Origin of the sequence: Actinopolyspora mortivallis (assembly GCF_003001495.1) — a bacterium.
Lineage (GTDB): Bacteria > Actinomycetota > Actinomycetes > Mycobacteriales > Pseudonocardiaceae > Actinopolyspora > Actinopolyspora mortivallis_A.
Genome location: NZ_PVSR01000028.1, coordinates 1 through 20,476, shown reverse-complemented (window position 1 = coordinate 20,476; position 20,476 = coordinate 1). Strand labels below are relative to the sequence as shown.

At 69.5% G+C, this 20,476-nt stretch carries 21 protein-coding genes and 1 tRNA gene; 13 read left to right on the top strand and 9 right to left on the bottom strand.

What is annotated here, in order from left to right:
- Positions 1-51 precede the first annotated feature (51 nt).
- Positions 52-124 (top strand) — tRNA-Glu (locus CEP50_RS14485).
- Positions 125-270: 146 nt separating this feature from the next.
- Here the strand turns inward: CEP50_RS14485 and CEP50_RS14480 are convergent.
- A complete protein-coding gene (locus CEP50_RS14480) occupies positions 271-972 on the bottom strand; it encodes an IclR family transcriptional regulator (RefSeq protein ID WP_181188400.1) in 702 nt (233 codons plus the stop codon).
- 86 nt (positions 973-1,058) lie between these two features.
- On the opposite strand from CEP50_RS14480, the gene leuC reads away from it, so the two are divergent.
- From leuC to CEP50_RS14465, 3 genes are all read left to right on the top strand, one after another.
- The gene (gene leuC / locus CEP50_RS14475; protein WP_106114489.1) at positions 1,059-2,459 is read left to right on the top strand and encodes a 3-isopropylmalate dehydratase large subunit; all 1,401 of its coding nucleotides are present in this window, start codon (positions 1,059-1,061) and stop codon (positions 2,457-2,459) included.
- A 122-nt stretch (positions 2,460-2,581) separates the two neighbouring features.
- Positions 2,582-3,184, top strand: a complete 603-nt coding sequence (leuD, locus tag CEP50_RS14470) for a 3-isopropylmalate dehydratase small subunit (RefSeq protein ID WP_106114488.1) — start codon at positions 2,582-2,584, stop codon at positions 3,182-3,184.
- A 208-nt stretch (positions 3,185-3,392) separates the two neighbouring features.
- Positions 3,393-4,007 (top strand): HU family DNA-binding protein, encoded by a 615-nt coding sequence (locus CEP50_RS14465; protein ID WP_106114487.1) that lies wholly within the window; start codon positions 3,393-3,395, stop codon positions 4,005-4,007.
- 186 nt (positions 4,008-4,193) lie between these two features.
- On the opposite strand, the gene CEP50_RS14460 is transcribed toward CEP50_RS14465, so the two are convergent.
- The 3 genes from CEP50_RS14460 to cofC all read right to left on the bottom strand — a co-directional run bounded on the left by CEP50_RS14460 (position 4,194) and on the right by cofC (position 8,273).
- Entirely contained in the window at positions 4,194-5,222 is a 1,029-nt protein-coding gene (locus tag CEP50_RS14460) for an NUDIX hydrolase (RefSeq protein ID WP_106114486.1), read from the bottom strand.
- A 6-nt stretch (positions 5,223-5,228) separates the two neighbouring features.
- On the bottom strand, positions 5,229-7,523 hold the full coding sequence (locus tag CEP50_RS14455; RefSeq protein WP_106114485.1) for an RNA degradosome polyphosphate kinase: 2,295 nt from the start codon (positions 7,521-7,523) through the stop codon (positions 5,229-5,231).
- A 93-nt stretch (positions 7,524-7,616) separates the two neighbouring features.
- The gene (gene cofC / locus CEP50_RS14450) at positions 7,617-8,273 is read right to left on the bottom strand and encodes a 2-phospho-L-lactate guanylyltransferase (RefSeq protein ID WP_106114484.1); all 657 of its coding nucleotides are present in this window, start codon (positions 8,271-8,273) and stop codon (positions 7,617-7,619) included.
- A 106-nt stretch (positions 8,274-8,379) separates the two neighbouring features.
- Here cofC and CEP50_RS14445 point away from each other — a divergent pair, with 106 nt between their 5' ends.
- The 4 genes from CEP50_RS14445 to CEP50_RS14430 all read left to right on the top strand — a co-directional run bounded on the left by CEP50_RS14445 (position 8,380) and on the right by CEP50_RS14430 (position 12,162).
- Positions 8,380-9,159, top strand: coding sequence for a lysophospholipid acyltransferase family protein (locus tag CEP50_RS14445; RefSeq protein WP_181188399.1), 780 nt, complete (start codon positions 8,380-8,382; stop codon positions 9,157-9,159).
- Positions 9,152-10,186 (top strand): NAD(P)H-dependent glycerol-3-phosphate dehydrogenase, encoded by a 1,035-nt coding sequence (locus CEP50_RS14440; protein WP_106114483.1) that lies wholly within the window; start codon positions 9,152-9,154, stop codon positions 10,184-10,186. Before CEP50_RS14445 ends, CEP50_RS14440 begins: the two co-directional genes overlap by 8 nt.
- Before the next feature lie 37 nt (positions 10,187-10,223).
- The gene (locus tag CEP50_RS14435) at positions 10,224-11,372 is read left to right on the top strand and encodes a cystathionine gamma-lyase (protein WP_219905487.1); all 1,149 of its coding nucleotides are present in this window, start codon (positions 10,224-10,226) and stop codon (positions 11,370-11,372) included.
- Between the two features lie 343 nt (positions 11,373-11,715).
- Complete coding sequence (locus tag CEP50_RS14430) at positions 11,716-12,162, top strand: cysteine dioxygenase (RefSeq protein ID WP_106114509.1); 447 nt, start codon at positions 11,716-11,718, stop codon at positions 12,160-12,162.
- A gap of 47 nt (positions 12,163-12,209) precedes the next feature.
- Here CEP50_RS14430 and CEP50_RS14425 read toward each other — a convergent pair whose 3' ends face one another.
- Complete coding sequence (locus CEP50_RS14425) at positions 12,210-12,662, bottom strand: GNAT family N-acetyltransferase (RefSeq protein WP_106114482.1); 453 nt, start codon at positions 12,660-12,662, stop codon at positions 12,210-12,212.
- A complete protein-coding gene (locus tag CEP50_RS14420; protein ID WP_106114481.1) occupies positions 12,659-13,321 on the bottom strand; it encodes a pyridoxamine 5'-phosphate oxidase family protein in 663 nt (220 codons plus the stop codon). The genes CEP50_RS14425 and CEP50_RS14420 overlap by 4 nt, the downstream gene beginning before the upstream one ends.
- A 59-nt stretch (positions 13,322-13,380) precedes the next feature.
- Here CEP50_RS14420 and pdxR point away from each other — a divergent pair, with 59 nt between their 5' ends.
- Both pdxR and CEP50_RS14410 read left to right on the top strand, forming a co-directional pair.
- The gene (gene pdxR, locus CEP50_RS14415; RefSeq protein WP_106114480.1) at positions 13,381-14,790 is read left to right on the top strand and encodes a MocR-like pyridoxine biosynthesis transcription factor PdxR; all 1,410 of its coding nucleotides are present in this window, start codon (positions 13,381-13,383) and stop codon (positions 14,788-14,790) included.
- A gap of 46 nt (positions 14,791-14,836) precedes the next feature.
- Entirely contained in the window at positions 14,837-15,928 is a 1,092-nt protein-coding gene (locus CEP50_RS14410) for a D-alanine--D-alanine ligase family protein (RefSeq protein ID WP_106114508.1), read from the top strand.
- Positions 15,929-16,008: 80 nt separating this feature from the next.
- Here the strand turns inward: CEP50_RS14410 and CEP50_RS14405 are convergent, their stop codons facing one another.
- Positions 16,009-16,596 (bottom strand): DUF3515 domain-containing protein, encoded by a 588-nt coding sequence (locus CEP50_RS14405; RefSeq protein ID WP_258175253.1) that lies wholly within the window; start codon positions 16,594-16,596, stop codon positions 16,009-16,011.
- A 69-nt stretch (positions 16,597-16,665) separates the two neighbouring features.
- On the bottom strand, positions 16,666-16,899 hold the full coding sequence (locus tag CEP50_RS14400) for an Lrp/AsnC ligand binding domain-containing protein (protein ID WP_019854895.1): 234 nt from the start codon (positions 16,897-16,899) through the stop codon (positions 16,666-16,668).
- Between the two features lie 102 nt (positions 16,900-17,001).
- On the opposite strand from CEP50_RS14400, the gene CEP50_RS14395 reads away from it, so the two are divergent.
- Together CEP50_RS14395 and CEP50_RS14390 are read left to right on the top strand one after the other, a co-directional pair.
- A complete protein-coding gene (locus CEP50_RS14395; protein WP_106114478.1) occupies positions 17,002-17,970 on the top strand; it encodes a thiamine-phosphate kinase in 969 nt (322 codons plus the stop codon).
- 96 nt (positions 17,971-18,066) lie between these two features.
- A complete protein-coding gene (locus CEP50_RS14390; protein WP_106114477.1) occupies positions 18,067-18,744 on the top strand; it encodes a uracil-DNA glycosylase in 678 nt (225 codons plus the stop codon).
- A 142-nt stretch (positions 18,745-18,886) separates the two neighbouring features.
- Here CEP50_RS14390 and rpmB read toward each other — a convergent pair whose 3' ends face one another.
- Entirely contained in the window at positions 18,887-19,078 is a 192-nt protein-coding gene (gene rpmB / locus CEP50_RS14385; RefSeq protein ID WP_106114476.1) for a 50S ribosomal protein L28, read from the bottom strand.
- 438 nt (positions 19,079-19,516) lie between these two features.
- Between rpmB and CEP50_RS14380 the strand changes: the two genes are divergently transcribed.
- Positions 19,517-20,476, top strand: a 960-nt coding sequence (locus CEP50_RS14380; protein ID WP_146134814.1) for a DAK2 domain-containing protein, incomplete at its 3' end; no start/stop codon positions are given.

Genomic DNA, 20,476 nt, shown 5'->3' with positions numbered 1-20,476 from the left:
TCGCTGTTCGGCTGCGGAACGGGCTGGCTCGAACAAGTTCACAGCGAACCTGGTCCCGTCGTCTAGTGGCCTAGGACGCCGCCCTCTCAAGGCGGTAACGTGGGTTCGAATCCCATCGGGACTACTCCGTGAGCGACCCGGTGTGCGGAGCACACCGGGTCGCTTTCGTGTATGGGGCGGTCACCTCCGGAGGAAACACCACCGACGGTTCTCCCGCGCCGGTGCGGTACCGGGGCGGGAGAACCCGTGTCCGGTTCCCTCCGTGGCGTTTCACAGTCTGTTCTGCAGCCCCTCCGCCGCGGCCAGCAGGTCCGCGGCCCATCTGCTTCCCGGTCTGCGGCCCATGCGGTCTATGGGGCCGGAGACCGAGATGGCGGCCACGACGGCACCCGAGGAGTCGCGCACGGGGGCGGAGACGCTGGCCACTCCGGACTCCCGTTCCGCGACGCTCTGGGCCCACCCGCGTCGACGTACCTCCATGAGGGTGCGTTCCCCGAAGACCGCTTCGGCCAGCACCGCCCGCTGGGTGGACGAGTCGGCCCAGGCGGCCAGCACCTTCGCCCCGGACCCCGCCGTCATGGGCAGCGCGGTGTTGACGGGGACGGTGTCCCGCAGTCCGCTGGGGGGTTCGGCGGTGGCCACGCAGGTGCGTTGCATCCCGTCGCGGCGGTAGAGCTGCACGCTCTCGCCGGTGATGTCGCGGAGTTTGGGAAGGACGGAGGACGCGGCCTCCAGCAGCGGGTCCACGGCTCCTCCCGCCAGTTCCCCGAGTGCGGGTCCGGAACGCCAACGTCCGTCCGAACCGCGCCGAAGCATCCGGTGCGTTTCCAGTCCGACTGCCAGTCTGTGTGCCGTTGCCCTGGGTAAACCCGTGCGTTCGCAGAGTTCCGCGAGGCCGCACGGTTCCTCGGCGGCCGCCTGAAGGACGGCCACCGCTTTGTCCAGAACACCGATACCGCTATGCTCTCCCACGAGGCGATATTAACGTCTCGTTATATGAGATGTCCACGAAGTGGGAGCCGTACCACTCGGCTTCCACGTCCACGAGGGGAGGAGCGATGGGTAGCACGCTCGCCGAGAAGGTATGGAACGAGCACCTGGTGCGCCGTGGTTCCGGAGACGAACCCGACCTGCTCTACATCGACCTCCACCTCGTGCACGAAGTGACCAGCCCGCAGGCCTTCGAGGGACTGCGGCTGGCGGGACGCGAGGTGCGCCGCCCGGACCTGACGTTGGCGACGGAGGACCACAACGTCCCCACCGAGGGGGTCGAACTGCCCATCGCCGACCCGGTCTCGCGCACGCAGGTGGACACCCTGCGCAAGAACTGCGCCGAGTTCGGGATCCGCCTGCACTCGATGGGGGACACCGAACAGGGCATCGTGCACGTCGTCGGGCCACAGCTGGGATTGACCCAACCGGGGACCACCGTGGTCTGTGGGGACAGCCACACCTCCACGCACGGCGCTTTCGGAGCGCTGGCCTTCGGGATCGGCACCTCCGAGGTCGAGCACGTGCTCGCCACCCAGACCCTGCCGCTGCGTCCCTTCCGCACCATGGCGGTCAACGTGGAGGGGACCCTGCGGCCGGGGGTGACGAGCAAGGACGTCATCCTGGCGGTCATCGCCAGGATCGGTACCGGTGGTGGTCAGGGCTACGTGCTGGAGTACCGGGGCTCGGCCGTGGAGGCCATGAGCATGGAGGCCCGGATGACCATGTGCAACATGTCGATCGAGGCCGGGGCCCGTGCCGGGATGATAGCCCCGGACGAGACGACCTTCGAGTACCTCAGGGGGAGGCCGCACGCCCCGCGGGGGGCGGACTGGGACGCCGCCGTCGAGTACTGGAAGTCGTTGCGTACGGATCCCGACGCCGAGTACGACGCCGAGGTGACCGTCGACGCCGACGAGCTGACTCCCTTCGTCACCTGGGGGACCAACCCGGGGCAGGGCGCTCCGCTCGGGGAAAGGGTTCCCGATCCGGAGTTCATCGCCGACGACGAGCAGCGGGCCGCCACGGAGAAGGCGCTGGAGTACATGGGACTGGCCGCCGGGACCCCGCTGCGGGAGGTGGCGGTGGACACCGTCTTCCTCGGTTCCTGCACCAACGGAAGGATCGAGGATCTGCGCAGTGCCGCCGAGATCCTGCGCGGGCACAGGGTCTCCCCCGACGTCCGGATGCTGGTGGTGCCCGGCTCGATGCGCGTACGTCAGCAGGCCGAGCAGGAGGGGTTGGACGAGGTGTTCACCGCCGCCGGGGCGGAGTGGCGTTCGGCGGGGTGTTCCATGTGCCTGGGGATGAACCCCGACCAGCTGGCTCCCGGGGAACGGGCGGCCTCAACCTCCAACCGGAATTTCGAGGGAAGGCAGGGCAAGGGGGGACGCACCCATCTGGTCTCGCCGACGGTCGCGGCGGCCACGGCGGTGCGCGGCACCCTCTCCTCTCCGGAGGACCTCTGAACCCGGGGTGGCCACTCGGCCCCCGAGACCGCGCAGTCGTCGCCGGTCCCGTGACATCCGAAGAACGTAGCCGAAAACCTCCCGGCCGTACGAGGCGGCCGGCCCGCACAGGAGCGACACACATGGAACCGTTCACCACCCACACCGGCATAGGAGTGCCGCTACGGCGGTCCAACGTGGATACGGACCAGATCATTCCCGCCGTGTACCTCAAACGTGTCGCCAGAACCGGTTTCGAGGACGCCTTGTTCGCCGCCTGGCGCTCCGATGAGAATTTCGTTCTGAACGTCGAACCGTTCAACCGGGGAAGCGTGCTCGTGGCCGGACCGGATTTCGGAACCGGTTCCTCGCGGGAACACGCGGTCTGGGCGTTGAAGGACTACGGGTTCCGCGTGATCATTTCTTCGCGTTTCGCCGACATCTTCCGCGGCAACGCCGGCAAACAGGGACTGTTGGCCGCGCGGTGCGAGCAGTCCGATGTGGAGTTGTTGTGGAAGTTGCTGGAAACCGAACCGGGAACCCGGATCACCGTTGATCTGAACGCCCGCACCGTGCGGGCCAAGGACCTGACCATCGGATTCGAGGTGGACGAGTACACCAGGTGGCGTCTGCTGGAGGGGCTGGACGACATCGGTCTGACGATGCGTGCGGAGGAGGCCATCGATTCCTTCGAACGTTCCAGGCCCGGTTTTCTGCCCCGTACTCTGCCCACTCCGTCGGGCTGAAACGGAGTCCGGGTGTGTTTTCCCGCCGGGAAAACACACCCGGAGGACGTGAGAACGTTCGCGTGGTCCTTCCGCGCGGTTCCCGTCGGGACAACGGCGCGTCGTCACGGGGAAAGCTGGCGTGGCGAATGGCATCCGCTGGTGCGGAGATTTACCGTGGCCCCTGAGTAGGCCCGACGGGCCGTTGGTTGTCCTGGGAGGGACTGACGTGAACAAAGCGCAGCTGATCGAGGCGCTGGCCGAACGCCTCGGAGACAAAAAGACCGCCAGTCAGGCAGTGGACAACGTCGTCGACCTCATCGTCCGCAACGTCAACAAGGGCGAGAAGGTGAACATCACCGGTTTCGGTGTTTTCGAGAAACGGGCCCGGGCCGCGCGCACGGCCCGTAATCCGCGCACCGGGGAGGCGGTGCGGGTCAAGAAGACGAATGTTCCGGCCTTCCGTGCGGGCACGCAGTTCAAGGAGGTCGTGGGGGGACAGCGGAAACTGCCCCGCACGGGCTCCTCCCGGTCGACGACGGCGGGCCGTGGCACCTCCGCCGCCGCGAAGAGCGCCACGACCACCAGAAGTACGGCGAAGTCCACCACCGCGTCCACGGGGACGAAGTCGCGTACGTCGAAGTCGACGGGCACCTCCTCCAAGTCCACGGGTGGGGCCAAGACGACGGCCGCGAAGTCCTCGGGGACACGTACGACGGGTTCGACCGCGAGCAAGTCCACGGGTGGTTCCCGGGGTGGGGCCAAGAGCACCACCGCCAAAACGGCGACCAAGGGTTCCACGAGCTCGACCCGCAAGTCCACCACACGCACGACCAGGAAGTGATGTCCGGAACCGCTGTCGCCCGTGCTTGCCCGGTGGTGTCGGGTGGGATGAGACGTGGAGGGCGGACCATCCGATCCGTGGTCGGTAGGGGGAGAGAGGACGGTCGCGTGTCGACCGTCCCTTCGGGGAACCGACGTACCCCGGGCAAGCACGGGCCTTCGTGCGGGAAGGCCGCGGGGACCGAAGTCAGGAGTGTTCCGGAGCCGGCTCGGGGAAGTAGTCCGCGGCGACCAACCGCGGAGCGGGGCCCGTGCCGTTGCCGGAGTGCGTCCCCGGCAGGAAGGACAGCACCCACACGCTGGCTTTGCGGCTGCCGACCTCTCCGAGGGACAGCCCCGAGGAATGCGCCAGTCGGGTGAGCAGGTCCGGGATGACACCGCCCTGGCTGCACACCACCGTGGTCTCGCCGGTGGCGGCGAGGCTCAGCACCCGCCGTACCCCAGCCTCCGGGTCCTGCCGGTAGGCCTCCTCGGACAGCGTGCTCTCCTGCCCGACGGCCTGGCCGAGTTCCTCGGCCAGGGACGCCACGGTCTGTTCGCAACGCAGCCGTGGGGCGGCACGAACCTTTTCCGGGCCGAACAGTGTGAGCAGCGTGTGCAGTGAGTGCTGCTGGCGCCATCCCTCGGCACTGAGCGGCCGCAGTGTGTCGTCACCGGAGAAGTCGGCGCGTCTGCCAGCCCGCGCGTGGCGGACGAGCAACACGGTGTGCAGTGCGGGCGGCAGTTCGCCGAAGGAGTCCACCACGCTGTTGTCGGTGGGGTAGGTGAGCCACTCGTGCGCCTCGGAGAGCGGAACCCAGCGCAGCTGGTCCACCTCCTCGTTCGGTACGAACTCACCGGGCAGTGCCCTGGCGGCGAAGTAGTGCACGTGCTTGAGCGCCCGCCCCCCGTCGGGAGTGGGCACGGGATAGCTGACTCCGCGGAGACCGCGGGAGAGCACACAGGTCAGGCCGGTTTCCTCGGCGATCTCGCGGGCCGCGGTGTGGGCGACGGTCTCGCCGGGGTCCACCTTTCCCTTCGGCAGTGACCAGTCCCCGTAACGGGGGCGGTGGACCACGGCGATCTCCGGGAAGCTCCGGGGACCGGAACGCCACAACACCGCCCCGGCCGCGTGGACCTCGGGCTCCCGGGTCTCGCCCACCGGTTCGGCGGGAGCCGTCGACGTCGTCGGCTCCTCGGGGACCTCCCTCTCGGAGCCCGCTCCGTGCTGGGGCATGTGTTCTCACACCTTCGCGCCGTGCTGTCGCAGCATTTCCACTTGGTGGTCCTTGACGTGCTGGTTCTGGTGGGGCGACGCTTCCCAGTCGCCCTTCTCGTTGAGGATCCAGCACCGTGTCTGCGGGTGGAGGGCGGAGTCGAGCAGCGCGTCCAGCTCGCCGGTGAGTCTGGGATCGGTGACCTGCACCTGGGCCTCGATACGTCGGTCGAGGTTGCGGTGCATCATGTCGGCGCTGCCGATCCAGTGCTCCCCCGCTCCCTGGAAGTGGAACACCCGGGAGTGCTCCAGGAAACGTCCGAGGATGGAACGGACCTCGATGTTCTCGCTCAGCCCGCGTACCCCCGGCTGCAGGGCACAGATACCACGTACCACCACCCGCACTTCCACCCCGGCCAGGGAGGCCCGGTAGAGGGCGTCGATGATCTGTTCGTCGACCAGTGAGTTCACCTTCATCCGGATTCCGGCCGGTTTGCCCGCTCTGGCCAGCTCGATCTCGCCCTCGATCCTTTCGACGATACCGGTGCGGATCCCCTGGGGGGAGACCAGGATGCGTCGGTAGGTGTCGTGTCTGGCGTAGCCGGTGAGCACGTTGAACAGGTCGGTGAGGTCGGCACCGATGTCGTCGTCGGCGGTGAGCAGACCGAGGTCCTCATAGATCCGAGCCGTTTTCGGGTTGTAGTTCCCGGTGCCCAGATGGCAGTACCGGCGCAGTGTGGATCCCTCCTGGCGGACCACCAGTGCCGTCTTGCAGTGCGTCTTGAGTCCGACCAGCCCGTAGACCACGTGCACGCCGGAGCGTTCCAGCGCACGTGCCCACTGGATGTTGGCCTGCTCGTCGAAACGTGCCTTGAGCTCCACCAGGGCCACCACCTGCTTGCCCGCCTCGGCGGCGTCTATCAACGAGTTGACGATCGGCGAGTCCCCCGAGGTGCGGTAGAGAGTCTGCTTGATCGCCAGGACCTGCGGATCCACCGCGGCCTGTTCGATGAACCGCTGCACCGAGGTGGAGAAGGCGTGGTAGGGGTGGTGCACCAGCACGTCCCCCTCGCGCAGAGTGGCGAAGATGCTCTTGGAGGTGTTGCCCTCGGCGAAGGCCGGGTGGGTGGCGGGCACGAACGGTGCCCCCTTCAGATCGGGGCGCTGGAGCCGTTCGAGCTGGAACAGACAGGACAGGTCGAGCAGTCCGCGCACCTCGACGACGTCGTGCGGGTCCACGTCCAGTTCGCGCAGCAGCAGTTCCAGCATGGTGCGGCTCATCGTCTCGGCGATCTCCAGCCGCACCGGAGGGCCGAAGCGACGTCGCGCCAGCTCGCGTTCCATGGCCTGGAGCAGGTCCTCGTCCCGGTCCTCCTCGACCTCCAGGTCCGCGTTGCGGGTGACGCGGAATATGTGGTGCTCGGTGACCTCCATCCCCGGGAAGAGCTTGTCCAGGTGGGCCGCGATGAGCTCCTCCAGCGGGACGAAGGTGGTTCGTTGCCGGTCCCGTTGCTCCTCGACCCGGATCAACCTGGCCACGTTGTCCGGCACCTTGACCCGGGCGAACCGTTTGATGCCCGCGTCCGGGTCGGTGACCATCACGGCGAGGTTCAGGGAGAGCCCGGAGATGTAGGGGAAGGGGTGGGCGGGGTCGACGGCGAGCGGAGTCAGGACGGGAAAGACGTGGTCCTGGAAGTAGCGCGTGAGGTGGGCCTTGTCCTCGTCCTCCAGTTGTGCCCAGCTCAGGATCCGGATCCCGTTGGCCTCCAGCTCCGGGAGCAGCTCGTCCAGGAACACGCGGTCGAGTTTCTCGACCAGGTCCTGGTTGCGTGCCGCGATGCGGACGAGTTGTTCGTGGGGGGAGAGTCCGTCGGTGCTGCGCACGGAGAGCCCGGTCTCCTCGCGTCTTTTGAGTCCGGCGACGCGCACCATGTAGAACTCGTCCAGGTTCGAGGCGAAGATGGCCAGGAACTTGGCCCGTTCCAGCGGCGGCTGGGAGCGGTCCTCGGCCACGGCGAGTACACGGGCGTTGAAATCCAACCAGGACAGCTCGCGGTTCAGGTACCGGTTCTCCGGCAGGTCGGTGCTCGCCGCGGCTCGGGTGACCGCGGGCGGTGCGGCGGGTACCCGAGCCCTGTCCGACTCGCTCTCCGGCCGGACGCGCGTCTCCCCCCGTTCGACGGGGTCCTCCGGTACCGAGGAGGAGACCTCACTCTGGTCCGTCTCCCACGCTGAGGGGGAGCCGTGCGGCGGGGCGGCCTCGCGCTCGTTACCTCGCTGTGGGACCGACTCGGAAAGCCGGTCGTCGCCGTCCGTGCTCACGCTTCCATTCTCGCCCATGAGAGTGGGAACACGCTCACCCGATCGAATGGGGGGAACGTGATCTCGGTCGCTGCCGCCACCCGGCCAGGGCCGTCACGCCGAGTGGCCCACACAGTCCGCGCGGAGCTGCCCACGCAGCACCGACCGGGTGTGCTCACCCAGTCCGAGCGCCTCGGCGACCTCCAGATCGGCGGGGACGTCCACGTCACAACGCAGCGACTCCGCCGCCCGCGCCAACCGCCGCGCCCCGCCGTGTCCGTGCACCCGGGCCGAATCGGTCCCGAAGCCGGGGCGCAGGTCGGTGTCGCCCCGGGCGAGCAGCAATGTCGTTCCGGTGCCGTGCCTGTCGGCGCAGAAGGCACGTTGCCCCGCGGACTCGGCGATCGCCGCGTCCAGCTCGGCGGGTCGCAGTGCCGGCAGGTCCGCCTGCAGCACCCCCAACCGGGCCCGTGGGCGGCGTTCGCGCAGCACCCTCGCCCCGTGTTCGAGCGCGGAGTTGAGTCCCCGGTCGGGGGAGTCCGCGATGACCTCGACGCCGTGCGCGCGGAAACGGGCCTCCAGGGTCGGGTCCGAGGTGACCACGGCAACCCCGGCGACGCCCTCGGCCGCGCGTGCCGCCAGCACCGTGTCCGAAACCAGTGCGGTGACGAGTGCGGCGTGTGCCCGCGCAGTCGGGCTGGCCGCCCGCAGACGGCTCTTGGCAACCCGCAGCGGTTTGATCGGAACGAGCAGATGAACCCCGCAAGACACCCCACCATGGTGCTCCGGAGGCGCGCCCCGTCGCCATGCCCCGGGAGGGGCCGCGCGGAAGACGGTGCGGGTATGTTGGCTGTCGCCGGAACGGGAAGGAGTTGGGGTGTTCGAGCCGAAGAGCCTGCGGCGTGCTCGCAGCGGGACCCGAGAGCGCGTCCGCGGTGTGACGGGCAAGCTGTGGCTGGGAATCGCGGTCGTGGTGTTCTACCCGCTCAAGACCCTGTTGGGGCGGACACGACTGACAGGACTGCGGAACATCCCCGCCGAGGGGCCCGCGCTGCTGGTGCTCAACCACGTCTCGCACATCGACCCGATCTACGACGCGGTCGCCGTGCACCGCGCCGGACGGCTTCCGCGTTTCCTGGCCAAGAACACGCTCTGGAACATCCCGGTGCTGCGGGGCGTCCTGCGCGGTCTGGGACAGATTCCCGTCTACCGGGGGACCGTGGACGCCCAGAAGAGTCTGCGTGAGGCGCACGAGGCCCTGCGCTCGGGCAAGGTGGTGCTGATCTATCCCGACGGGACCATCACCAAGGACCCCGACGGTTGGCCGATGGTGCCCAAGATAGGTGTGGCCCGGCTCGCGCTGGAACACGACGTTCCGGTCATCCCGGTGGCCCGGTGGGGTACGCGGGAGATCTACGACGGTTACGGCAAGCGTTTCCGCCCGTTGCCGCGCAAACGGGTGACCACCGTGTTCGGCGAGCCGTTGGACCTGGCGGAGTACCGGACGAAGGAACCGGACACCCGCACTCTGCGGGAGGTCACCGACCTGGTCATGACCAGGGTCCGCGAGCTGTTGGCCGAGGTGCGGGGCGAGCCGGCCCCCACGTCCTTCTACTCGGCCCGGAAGCGCACGAGCGGAAAAGAGGACCATGCCTGAGGGGACCTCCGCCGTGTCCCGGCGAGAGATCGAACGAGTGGCCGTGCTGGGAGCGGGCTCCTGGGGAACCACCTTCGCCAAGGTGCTCGCCGACGCGGGAACCGAGGTCCGTCTCTGGGCGCGGCGTTCCTCCGTGGCCGACAGGATCGAACGTGAACGGGTCAACGAGGAGTACCTGCCCGGAGTGGAGTTGCCCCGGGGACTGAGCGCCACGGACGACGCGACGGAGGCGGTGCGTGGGGCCGAGGCGATCGTCCTGGCCGTTCCGAGCCAGACGTTGCGGGAGAACCTCGCCGGTTGGCAGCCGTTCCTGCCGGAGGGGGCCACTCTGGTCAGTCTCGCCAAGGGGGTGGAGCTGAGCACCCTGAAGCGGATGAGTCAGGTGATCTCCGAAGTGGCCGGTGTGGCGGGTGAGCGGATCGCCGTGGTCTCCGGTCCCAACCTCGCCAAGGAGATTGCCGCAGAACAGCCGACCGCGACGGTGGTCGCCTGCTCCGACCACGAGCGGGCGGTGGCGTTGCAGCGGGCCTGTTCCACCGGTTACTTCCGTCCCTACACCAACACCGACCTGGTCGGGGTCGAGGTGGCGGGGGCGTGCAAGAACGTGATCGCGCTCGCCTGCGGCGTGGCCTCGGGATTGGGCTACGGGGCCAACACCATGTCCACGTTGATCACAAGAGGGCTGGCCGAGACCACGAGGCTGGGCGTGGCCCTGGGGGCCGAGCCCATGACCTTCGCCGGGTTGGCCGGGATGGGGGATCTGGCGGCGACCTGCCTGTCCCCGTTGTCCCGCAACCGCACCTTCGGGGAACGGCTGGGCCGGGGCGAGTCCCTGGTCGAGGCGCAGCGGGCCGCGCACGGTCAGGTCGCCGAAGGGGTCAAGTCCTGCACCTCGCTGTGCGCCCTGGCCGACAGATGCGGGGTGGAGATGCCGATCGCCGAAGTCGTGCACCGGGTGTGTCACGAGGGGCTGGATCCCGTTCCCGCCGCCGCCGAACTTCTCGGCAGGGAACGCAAGCCCGAGTAGTCCCGTGTGCTCCCGGAACCGTGGGCCGTTCGGCCCGGTGTCCCGAGACGCGGAACGGACGAGGATCGAGACGGAGGAGCTGTCGTTGTTCGGCGACGGAACGCGTTGTGTGCACGCCGGAGAGCCGGAGGCCGGAGCGGGGGAGCCGTTCATGCCCGGCCCGGTCTTCGCCGCCCCCTACCATCTGGGAGGCGCGGACCGCGTGGGCGAGGCCGACTTCTACGGGAGAGCGGGCAATCCCGGGTGGCGGGCGCTGGAACACGCTCTCGGCGAACTCGACCGGGGGCACTGCGTACTCTTCCCCTCCGGCATGGCCGCGATCGGAACCCTGCTGCGGACGTTGCTGCACGAGGGGGACACTCTGGTGCTTCCCGCGGACGGTTACTACGCGACCAGGGAGTTCGTGCACACCGAGCTGTCCGAGCTGAACCTGCGGGTCCGCCGGTTGCCCACTGCGGGGGAACTCTCCGCCGAGGACTTCGCCGGGGCGCGTGTGGTGCTGCTGGAAACCCCCTCCAACCCGGGGCTGGACGTCTGTGACATCGCGACGGTCGCCGAGTACGCCCACCGGGCCGGGGCGGTGGTGGCGGTGGACAACACCACTGCCACACCGTTGGGTCAACGGCCGTTGGAACTGGGGGCCGACGTGGTGGTCGCCAGTGACACGAAGGCGGTGTGCGGACACAGTGACCTGCTGTTGGGTCATGTCAGTACCGCCGACAGGGAGACGGCGGAGCGTCTGAACCGGGCCCGTGGGCTTTCGGGGGCGGTGCCCGGGCCCTTCGAGACCTGGTTGGCCCACCGGAGTCTGGCCACCCTCGACCTGCGGTTGGAGCGGCAGGCCGCCAACGCGGCCGCGCTCGCCGCGGCGTTGGTCGAACATCCCGCCGTCTCGGGAGTGCGTTGGCCGGGACTGCCCTCCGACCCCGCCCACGAGACGGCCGCTCGTCAGATGCGGCGGTGGGGCGGGGTGTTGCGTTTCGAACTGCCGGACGCGGCCTCGGTGGAGCGCATGCTCGAACGCAGTCGCCTGGTTTCGGGGGCCACCAGTTTCGGTGGTGTGCACAGTACGGCCGACCGCAGGGCCCAGTGGGGGGATCCCGTTCCCGAGGGGTTCGTGCGGTTCTCCGCCGGATGCGAGGACACCGAGGACCTGGTGGCGGACGTGCTCGGCGCGCTGGACTGAGGAGCCGACGGGGCCTCGCCGACGGTGTCCCCTCGAAGGGGGGACCGCCTGCCTGTGGTTCCGGAGGACCCACGACCGTGTGATATCGCACGCGCGTGCCGGAATCGGCCTTGACGTAGGGGAAGGCCGTTGCTTGACTCGACGTCGTGTTGGCGCGTGTGCGGAAGGCTTTCCCGACGGCGGAGCGGACCCGGCAGGGTGCGCGTCGCCACGTCGAGCTACGCCTGGTGTCCAGCGCGCTGTGTCCTTCGTGTTGAACGACGCGGATCGGCGGAGACGAGTGATCGATCCGCCCGCGTCACGTGTTCAGTCCCCGATTCCCTCGACCACGAAGGACCCCTCCTTGTTCGCCGTTCCCCCGAACACGCTTCCGAACGCGTCCGAGTCCGGCCTGGCGCACCCCGTCCGTGTCGCCCGCGAGGTCGCGGAGGACCGCCGCCGCTGGGCCCACCGGGTGCGTTACGACCGGGACACACGCTGGTCCCTGCTGCTGTACAGCACCGACGAGTACGAGGTGTGGGTGTTGAGCTGGCTGCCGGGTCAGCGCACCGAACTGCACGACCACGGAGGCTCCGACGGGGCCTTCACCGTGGTCTCGGGGGTGCTGACCGAACGGGCGGTGCGTTCGGACTCCGGCCGGCACAACGCCGAGGCGCTGCACGTCCTCGTGCCCGGACAGTCGCGGGTGTTCGGCCCGCACTACGCGCACCAGGTGCACAACGAGGGACCGGATCCGGCGATCAGCGTGCACGTGTACCGCCCGGGACGGGCCGTCACCCCGACGACCTGAACACGTCGCCGGGGAAAGCCGTCGGCGGCCTCCGGAAGGGAGCCCGGTCAGTTCCGTTCCGGTTCGGTGACCGCCTCGTCGAGCGTTTTGGTGAAGTGCAGCGAGGAGATGACGAACCCGTTGCCGGTGTAGAGCCGGTGCGCGGTGTGGCGCTGGGTTCCCGAGTCGAGGTGCAGCTGCCGGACACCGAGCCGTACGGCCTCGCGTTCCACCCACTCCAGCAGCCCGGTCGCGTACCCGTTTCCCCGAGCTTCGGGCAGCGTGCACAGGTCGTCGACGTAGAGATGACGGCCCCAGGCCAGTGTGTCGCCGACACGGAAACCGACGGCGGCCAGGGCCTCGGGACCGGTGTCGAACACACAGGCCAGGCGGTACCCCTGGTCGAACTGAGGGGTCACGGCGGCCAGGAAGTCCTCGGGGGACTCGAGCCAGGGGCGGAGTTCGCGCAGTACCGGGTGGGCGATCCGGGCTTCGGCACGGTCCAGTTCTCGGATGTTCACGGGGTCCTCCGCGTGCTCACGTGTTCCGGTACGGGGCGTCGCCGGGGCTGTTCCGAACTCGGTCGGGGGGTTCCCCAGTAGCTGTGCAGGGGCAGTACGCCGGCCCACACCCGGTCCTCGGCGACGTCCTCCGGAGTGTCGCCGGGATCGCCCTCGCGTGTCTTGACCGAGGCCTCGGCCAGGTCCAGGCCGACCACGGCGGTGCCCGCGAGTTCACGGCGGTCCGGGTGTCTGGCGTGTTCCCAGGAGCCGGGGGCCAGGTGTTCGGTGATCGCGCGCAGGGCGCTCCACTTGGCCTCCGGGTCGGTGACGGCGAACGGGCGGCCGTGGATGACCGCCGAACGGTAGTTGACCGAGTTGTGGGCGGTCGCTCTGGCGTAGACGACGCCGTCCAACAGGGTCACCGCCACGCACATCTCGGTCCCGTTCGCCGCCTCGCGCAGCAGGCGTGAGCCCGTGGAGCCGTGCAGATACATCGTTTCGTCCACCCGTGCGAACGCCGTCGGCAGGACACGGGGGTGACCGGAGACGGTGAAACCGACGTGGCACAGCAGGGCGTTGTCCAGCACCTCGTGGAGTTCCGCGCGTTCCGAACGAGCGCGGTGTTTGCCGCGTCGCACCGTACTGCGTTCCGTGGGGGAGAGCTCTTCGTGGGACACACGACGAAGATCCGCTCCCGAGTGGCATTATTGAAGGGCCAATCAGGGAGTGTTTCGAGATGCCACCCAGTATTCCCGCTCCCAGTTCCCCCCTCCTGGAGCTGGTGATCGAACTCGACCGCACGGCGAAGCGTCCGCTGGCGGTCCAGCTGGCCGACGCGCTGCGCAGGGCCGCCACCCGCGGGCAGCTGCGCACCGGGGACAGACTTCCGTCCACACGCGCGCTGGCCCGCCACCTCTCCGTCAGCCGTACGGTCACGGCCGCCGCCTACGACCAGCTGCACGCCGAGGGCTGGATCTCGGGGCGACGCGGATCCGGCACCTACGTCACCGCGGCACCTCCGGGCAGTGAACACTCCCACCGGGGAGGGGAGGTGCAGGAGGAGGCGACCCCCTCGTTCCGCGTGCTGCTCACCCCCGGAGCTCCGTGGGCGGAGGGAGTGGATCGCGCCGCCTGGCGGCGGGCTTGGAGAGCCGCGGGGGACCGCGCCCCGGACACCCTGCCGCACCGTGCCGGTGTTCCCGAGTACCGGGCCGCCGTGGTGGAACACCTGCTGCGGCACCGGGGACTGGTCGTGGAGGGCCCGGCGGAGAACTCGGTGCTGGCCACGGGCGGCACGACCAGCGCCGTGGCGGAGCTCGCCGCCTCGGTCCTTCCCCGCGGAGCCCGGGTGGCCGTGGAGGAGCCCGGCTACCAACGAGCGGCCGAGGCGCTGTGCGCGGTGGGGATCGAGGTGGTTCCCGTGCCGGTGGACCACGCCGGGGTGGTGGTGGAGGACATTCCCGAACACGTCAGCGCCGTCTACTGTTCCCCCGCCCACCAGTACCCCCTCGGGGGGCGACTGCCCGCCCGGCGACGGATAGCGCTGATCGAACGCGCCCGCCGCTCCGGCTGGTTGATCGTGGAGGACGACTACGACGGGGAGCTGCGCTACGACGTGGCCCCGCTTCCGGTGCTGGCCTCGATGGCCCCGGACGTGGTGGTTCACCTGGGCACCACGAGCAAGATCCTCACCCCCACCCTCGGGGTGGGGTGGCTGTTGGCTCCCGAACGGGTGACCGAGGCCATTCTGGAGTACCGGGAACGGACGGGTACCCGTCCGGCCCCGGCGGGGCAGTGGCTGCTCACCGAGCTGGCCAGGAACGGCGATCTGGGACGGCATCTGCGGAGGCTGCGTCGGGAGCTCTCCGGCCGCAGGGAGCTGCTCGTGAACGCGCTGGGGCGGGCCGGGATCGAACCGGTCGGAGACCGCGCTGGTGCCCATGTCGTGATCCCGCTGGAGGAGGCGTCCGCGGAACGCGCCACCATAGCCGCACTCCGGGAACACGGTGTGGTGGTGGACGGTTTGGCCAGACACCATCGTTTCACGCAACAGTGGTACGGAGTGGCGCTCGGTTACGCGGCCTGCTCGCGGCGGGAGCTGCTCGAGACCCTGCCGTTGCTGGTTCGGGAGTTCACCGGAAAGTGATCGGCCGCCCGGCGACGTGTCCGCCGACGCGGGTATCGTCTGGCCCATGGTAGAACGCAGGATCCGGGTGGCCCTTGTCTTCGGTGGACGCAGCGACGAGCACGGCGTCTCCTGTGCCTCGGCCGCGAGCGCGCTGGAGCATCTGGATCGGGACCGTTTCGAGGTCGTTCCCGTCGGCATCACCCGGAGGGGGAGCTGGGTGCTCGGCCCGGACTCCCCGGAACCACTGCGGATCCGGAACCGGGAGGTCCCCGAGATCAGCGAGGGCACCGAGCTCGCGCTCCCGGCGGACCCCTCTCGCAGGGAACTGATCTCGCTGCACCAGGGCAGTGTGGGGGAGGTGTTGTCCGCCGTGGACGTGGTGCTTCCGATGCTGCACGGTTCCTACGGCGAGGACGGCACCATCCAGGGACTGCTCGAAATGGCCGGTGTCCCCTACGCCGGCCCCGGAGTGTTGTCCAGCGCGGTGGCCATGGACAAGGAGTTCGCCAAGAAGCTGCTCTCAGCAGCGGGGCTGGACGTGGGTCACTACGAGGTACTGCGTCCCGACGAGGGGACTCTCGACGCCGCGCGCAGAGAACGTCTCGGACTGCCGGTGTTCGTCAAACCGGCTCGCGCCGGTTCCTCGGTGGGGATCACGAGGGTCACCGACCACGCCGACCTGGACGAGGCGATCGCCGAGGCACGACGGACGGACCCCAAGGTGCTGGTCGAGTCCGCCGTTTCCGGGCGCGAGATCGAGTGCGGTGTGCTGGAGTTCCCGGACGGCGGGGTGTCCGCCTCGATGCCCGCCGAACTGCGGGTGGAGGGGAACTCGGGGTGGTACGACTTCGAGTCCAAGTACCTGGAGGACGTCACCGAGTTCGACATCCCGGCCAAAGTCTCCGACAGCGAGACGGAGCGCCTGCGCCAGGCGGCGTTGACCGCCTTCCGCGCCCTGGACTGCCAGGGGCTGGCCAGGGTCGACTTCTTCCTCACCGACTCCGGGGAGGTGGTGGTCAACGAGGTGAACACCATGCCGGGATTCACCTCGATCTCCCTGTATCCGCGCATGTGGGCTCACGCGGGGGTCGAGTACTCCGAGCTGTTGAGCACGCTGATAGACACCGCCCTGGCCCGTGGAACCGGTCTGCGCTGAGCCCGTCGCTCACCGGCGTGGCCGCCTCCCGGCGCCGGGGCGGTCACGCCACCAGGCCGGCTCCGGCGAACGGGCTCGGTTCAGGGAAAGACCTCCTGCTTGGCGAGCGTTCCGCGCAGTGTTTCGGAGATCTCCTGCACCGGTCCGCTCCCGATCTCCTCCGAGGCGGTGAGCGCCACGTAGACGGGTCGGTCGACCGCTATCCAGCTGGTGGTCCCGCCGCTGCTGATCGGCAACCAGTCGACTCCCGAGACGTTCATCAGCTCGGAGGTCCTGGTCAGCTCGGCCGGTGCCGTGATCCCGCACCGGAGGGTGATCGGGGCGTGCTCCGCGTCCCCCCAGGCCAGGGTTCCGGGAGGAGCCGGCCGTGCGAGCTCCCTGCGGGCGACACCGGTTCCCCGGACGTCCAGCTCGGCGGGCAGCTCCTCCAGCACCTCGGCGCAGGCGGAGGAGTCGGCCTCCGGCGCGTCGACCGGCGGCAGCGCCAGCGGGCCGTTCCCGGCACGCGGATCGGGGGTCGAGCTCTCCCTGGCCGCTTCCTGCTGGTGGGAGCCGCCGGATCCGTGGAGGAGGCCGAGCGCGGCCACGCCGAGGGCCAGCAGCACTCCCAGCGAGACCGCCACGGCCACCACACTCCTCGGCAGCCCTGATCCGGATTGCTTCTGCACGCCACCACTACAGCACGTGCGCCTCGTCCGGGGCACACCGGCCGGGTCGCGGCCCGGGGGAGGTGGTGCTCACAGATGCACCACGGGGCAGGTGAGGGTGCGGGTGATGCCCTCGACGTTCTGGATGTTGGCCACCACCATCTTCCCCAACTGGTCCACGTTCTCGGCCTCGGCACGCACGATGACGTCGTAGGGGCCGGTGACGTCCTCGGCACTGATGATTCCGGTTCCGCCGGAGATCTCGCCGGCGACCTCGGCCGCCTTGCCGACTTCGGTCTGGATGAGTATGTAGGCCTGCACCATGGGAGTACGTCCCTTCGTCCGGTCGACTGTGTCCGAGACAGGAAACCAGGCAGGCAAGTTACCGCATCGCCCCGAGTCGATGCCTCAGGAAAGGAAGATCCAGTGGAGTCCGAGCAGAGACCGAACGAGCGAACTGTCTCCCAGCTCGGCGAGTTCGGCCTCATCCGGAGAGTCACCGCCCAGGGAACCGGCTCGACGAACACACTTCTCGGCCCGGGGGACGACGCCGCCGTGCTCGCCGCCCCGGACGGCAGGGTGGTCGCCACCACCGACGTGCTCGTGCAGGACGTGCACTTCAGGCTGGACTGGTCCAGCCCCCACCAGGTGGGACGCAAGGCGGTGGCCGTGAACCTCTCGGACGTGGCCGCCATGGGGGCGGTGCCCACCGGCCTGCTCGTCGGGCTGGGGTGCGCCTCGGACGCGCCGACCGAGCTGGTGGACGGACTCGCGTCCGGTATGCGGGAGGAGGCCGGGCTGGTCGGTACCGACGTGGTCGGGGGCGACATGGTGACCTCGACCACCCTGACGATCTCCGTCACCGCCCTGGGGGATCTCCAGGGGAGAGCTCCGGTGACCCGCGGCGGAGCTCGTCCCGGAGACGTGGTGGCCGTCGCGGGACGGCTCGGTTGGGCCGCGGCGGGCTGGGCCGTGCTGGCCCGGGGGTTCCGTTCCCCGTTGGCGGTGGTCGGGGCGCACCGGGTTCCCGAACCGCCCTACTCGGCGGGGCCGCTGGCCGCCGACGCCGGGGCCACGGCGATGATCGACGTCTCGGACGGACTGCTCGCGGATCTGGGACACATCGCCGAGGCCTCCGGGGTCGCCATCGACCTCCACAGCGACCGGATCGGTGTTCCCCAGCGGCTGTCGGAAGTGGCCTCCGCGTTGGGGGCGAACCCCTGGCGTTGGGTGCTGACCGGAGGGGAGGACCAGGCCCTGGTGGCGAGTTTCCCCCACGACGCGGTTCTTCCGCCCGGCTGGCAGCCGATCGGTGCTGTGACCGAGGGCAGCGGGGTGACCGTGGACGGCTCGGAGTACGCCGAGGAGACCGGCTGGCAGCACTGGACGGGCTGACGCGCCGAGAACGCAGACAGGGATGCCCGTGTCTGCGGGGTACTCCCACCAGGGGGTTGACAGCGATGATCGCGGAGGTAGCTAGGGTCGTGGTTCGTGACCAGGAGCCCGTTGCATGAGATTGTGGAACCAGGCTGGGCCGAAGCGCTCGCACCGGTGGCGGACCAGATCGCCACGATGGGGGACTTCCTGCGCGAGGAGGTCGCCGCGGGCAGGGAGTACCTTCCCGCCGGTGAGAACGTGCTGCGTGCTTTCCAGCAGCCGTTCGAGGACGTGCGGGTGCTCATAGTCGGCCAGGATCCCTACCCCACGCCGGGGCATCCCGTCGGGCTGAGTTTCTCGGTGGCCCCGGACGTCGACCCGGTTCCGCGTAGTCTGGCCAATATTTTCTGGGAGTACAGCAACGATCTCGGATATCCGCAGCCCTCGAACGGCGACCTGACTCCGTGGACCGAGCGCGGTGTGCTGCTGTTGAACCGCGTGCTGACGGTGCAGCCGGGCAAGTCGGCCTCGCACCGGGGCAAGGGCTGGGAGGTGGTGACCGACCAGGCCATCCGGGCCTTGGCACAACGGCCGCAGCCCATGGTGGCGATCCTGTGGGGCAGGGACGCGCGCAGTCTGCGTCCGCTGATGCCCGGAGTGGGGTGTGTGGAGTCTCCGCATCCGAGCCCCATGTCGGCCGATCGTGGCTTCTTCGGTTCGCGTCCCTTCAGTCGGGCCAACGAACTGCTGCGGGAACGAGGGGCGGAGCCGGTCGACTGGAAACTCACCTGAGCCCGAAGCCGTACCCGTGGCGGGACGGAGCGTCGTTCCGCCACGGGGCGGAGGTCCCCGACCCCTCTCACGACGAACGCTCGGCCGGTTCCACCGGCCGAGCGTTCGTGGTTTCGCGGGACCTCACGGTCGGTACGGCGGCTCAGCCGCGCACGACCTTGCCTGCCTTCAGGCAGGAGGTGCACACATTCAGCCGCTTGCGCTGGGTCGTGCTGACCTTGGCGCGCACGGTCTGGATGTTCGGGTTCCACCGGCGCTTGGTACGCCGGTGCGAGTGGGAGACAGCCATACCGAAACCCGGTCCCTTGTTGCAGACGTCGCAGACGGCAGCCACGTCAGACACCCCTAACTTCGCTCGAATGTCCATCCCGCGCCGCCCGGCGCGGGCCATGCTCGTGCGGTGACAGCGCTGAGAGGCCACGCGGCGCCCCCCACGTTGGTGAAGCCGTCCACCCAGGGGTGACTGCGTGCCCGTGCACCGCTCCTCCGGTGGCACCGACCCGGTAATCGGTACACGACCTCCGGGAACCGCCCTATTCTAACCCACCGAGTACGCCCGGCCGCGCTCACCTTGTCCCCGCCGGGGCCGCCCCGCCCTCCGGAGCGGGAGGAAAGCCCTTCCGGAAGGGGCGGTCGCTCAACACCGCCCGGCCGTGCGGACCGGCCGTCATCCCCTCCCGCACGCCGTTGTCCCGCCCGTGACGTCCGTGCGGAAGCAAAGGACTATTCTCGGCGGCACCCGCGGCGAGGTGGCCGACTCAGGGAGGAATTCGTGCTGCACGCGCTGGACGGATCCGCCGTACGCAGATGGGGCGAAGTCTCCGTGCTCGCCCTGACCGCCAACCGTGCCGCGCTGGATCGGATCAACGTGTTCCCCGTCGCGGACAACGACACCGGAACCAACCTGGTGCGGACGTTGCGTTCGGCGGTGCTGCGTCTGGAGCGGAACCCCGCCGGGGACCCGGAGTCCGCCCTGTCCGTGTTCGCGGAAGGGGCGCTGCACGGGGCGGTCGGCAACTCCGGTCTGCTGCTGGCCCAGATGTTGCGCGGGTTCGCGCTGGGGGCCCGCGAGCGGCCCGTGGTGAACGGGCGGTGTTTCCGGTCGGCGCTGGAACGGGGACACGAGCTGGCCGCGGCCTCCGTCGCCGAACCGGTGGAGGGCAGCATGTTGACGGTGTTGCGCGCCGCGGTCGACGCCTGCGAGGACGGCACGGAACTTTCCGCGGCGGTACACGCGGCCACCACCGCGGCGATCACCGCCCTGCGGAGAACGCCGGAGCAACGTCCCGAACTGGCCGCTGCCGGGGTGGTGGACGCCGGCGGACGCGGACTGCTCCTCGTCCTGGACGCGCTGCACGCTGTGGTCCGGGACGGTGGACGACTGGTCCCCGAGGTCCCCGATCCGGGGGATGCCGTCGTCCCCGCCGCGCACGGTCACGACTCCGCGTACTCCTACGAGGTGATGTACCTGCTGTCCGAGGTCCGCGCCACGGCGGGGGAGCTGCGGGAACGTCTGGGGCGCATCGGGGACTGCGTGTCCGTGGCGGACACGGGGGAGAGCACCGGTGTGGGGTCCTCCGCGGACCTCTGGGCGGTGCACGTGCACTGCGACGACGTCGGTGCCGCGATCGAGATCGGTGTCGAACTGGGAAGGCCGCACGGTATCCGGGTTACCCGGTTCGCGGACCAACCGGCCGCGGGGAACACGGGGAACGGGGACGGGCGGCAGGCC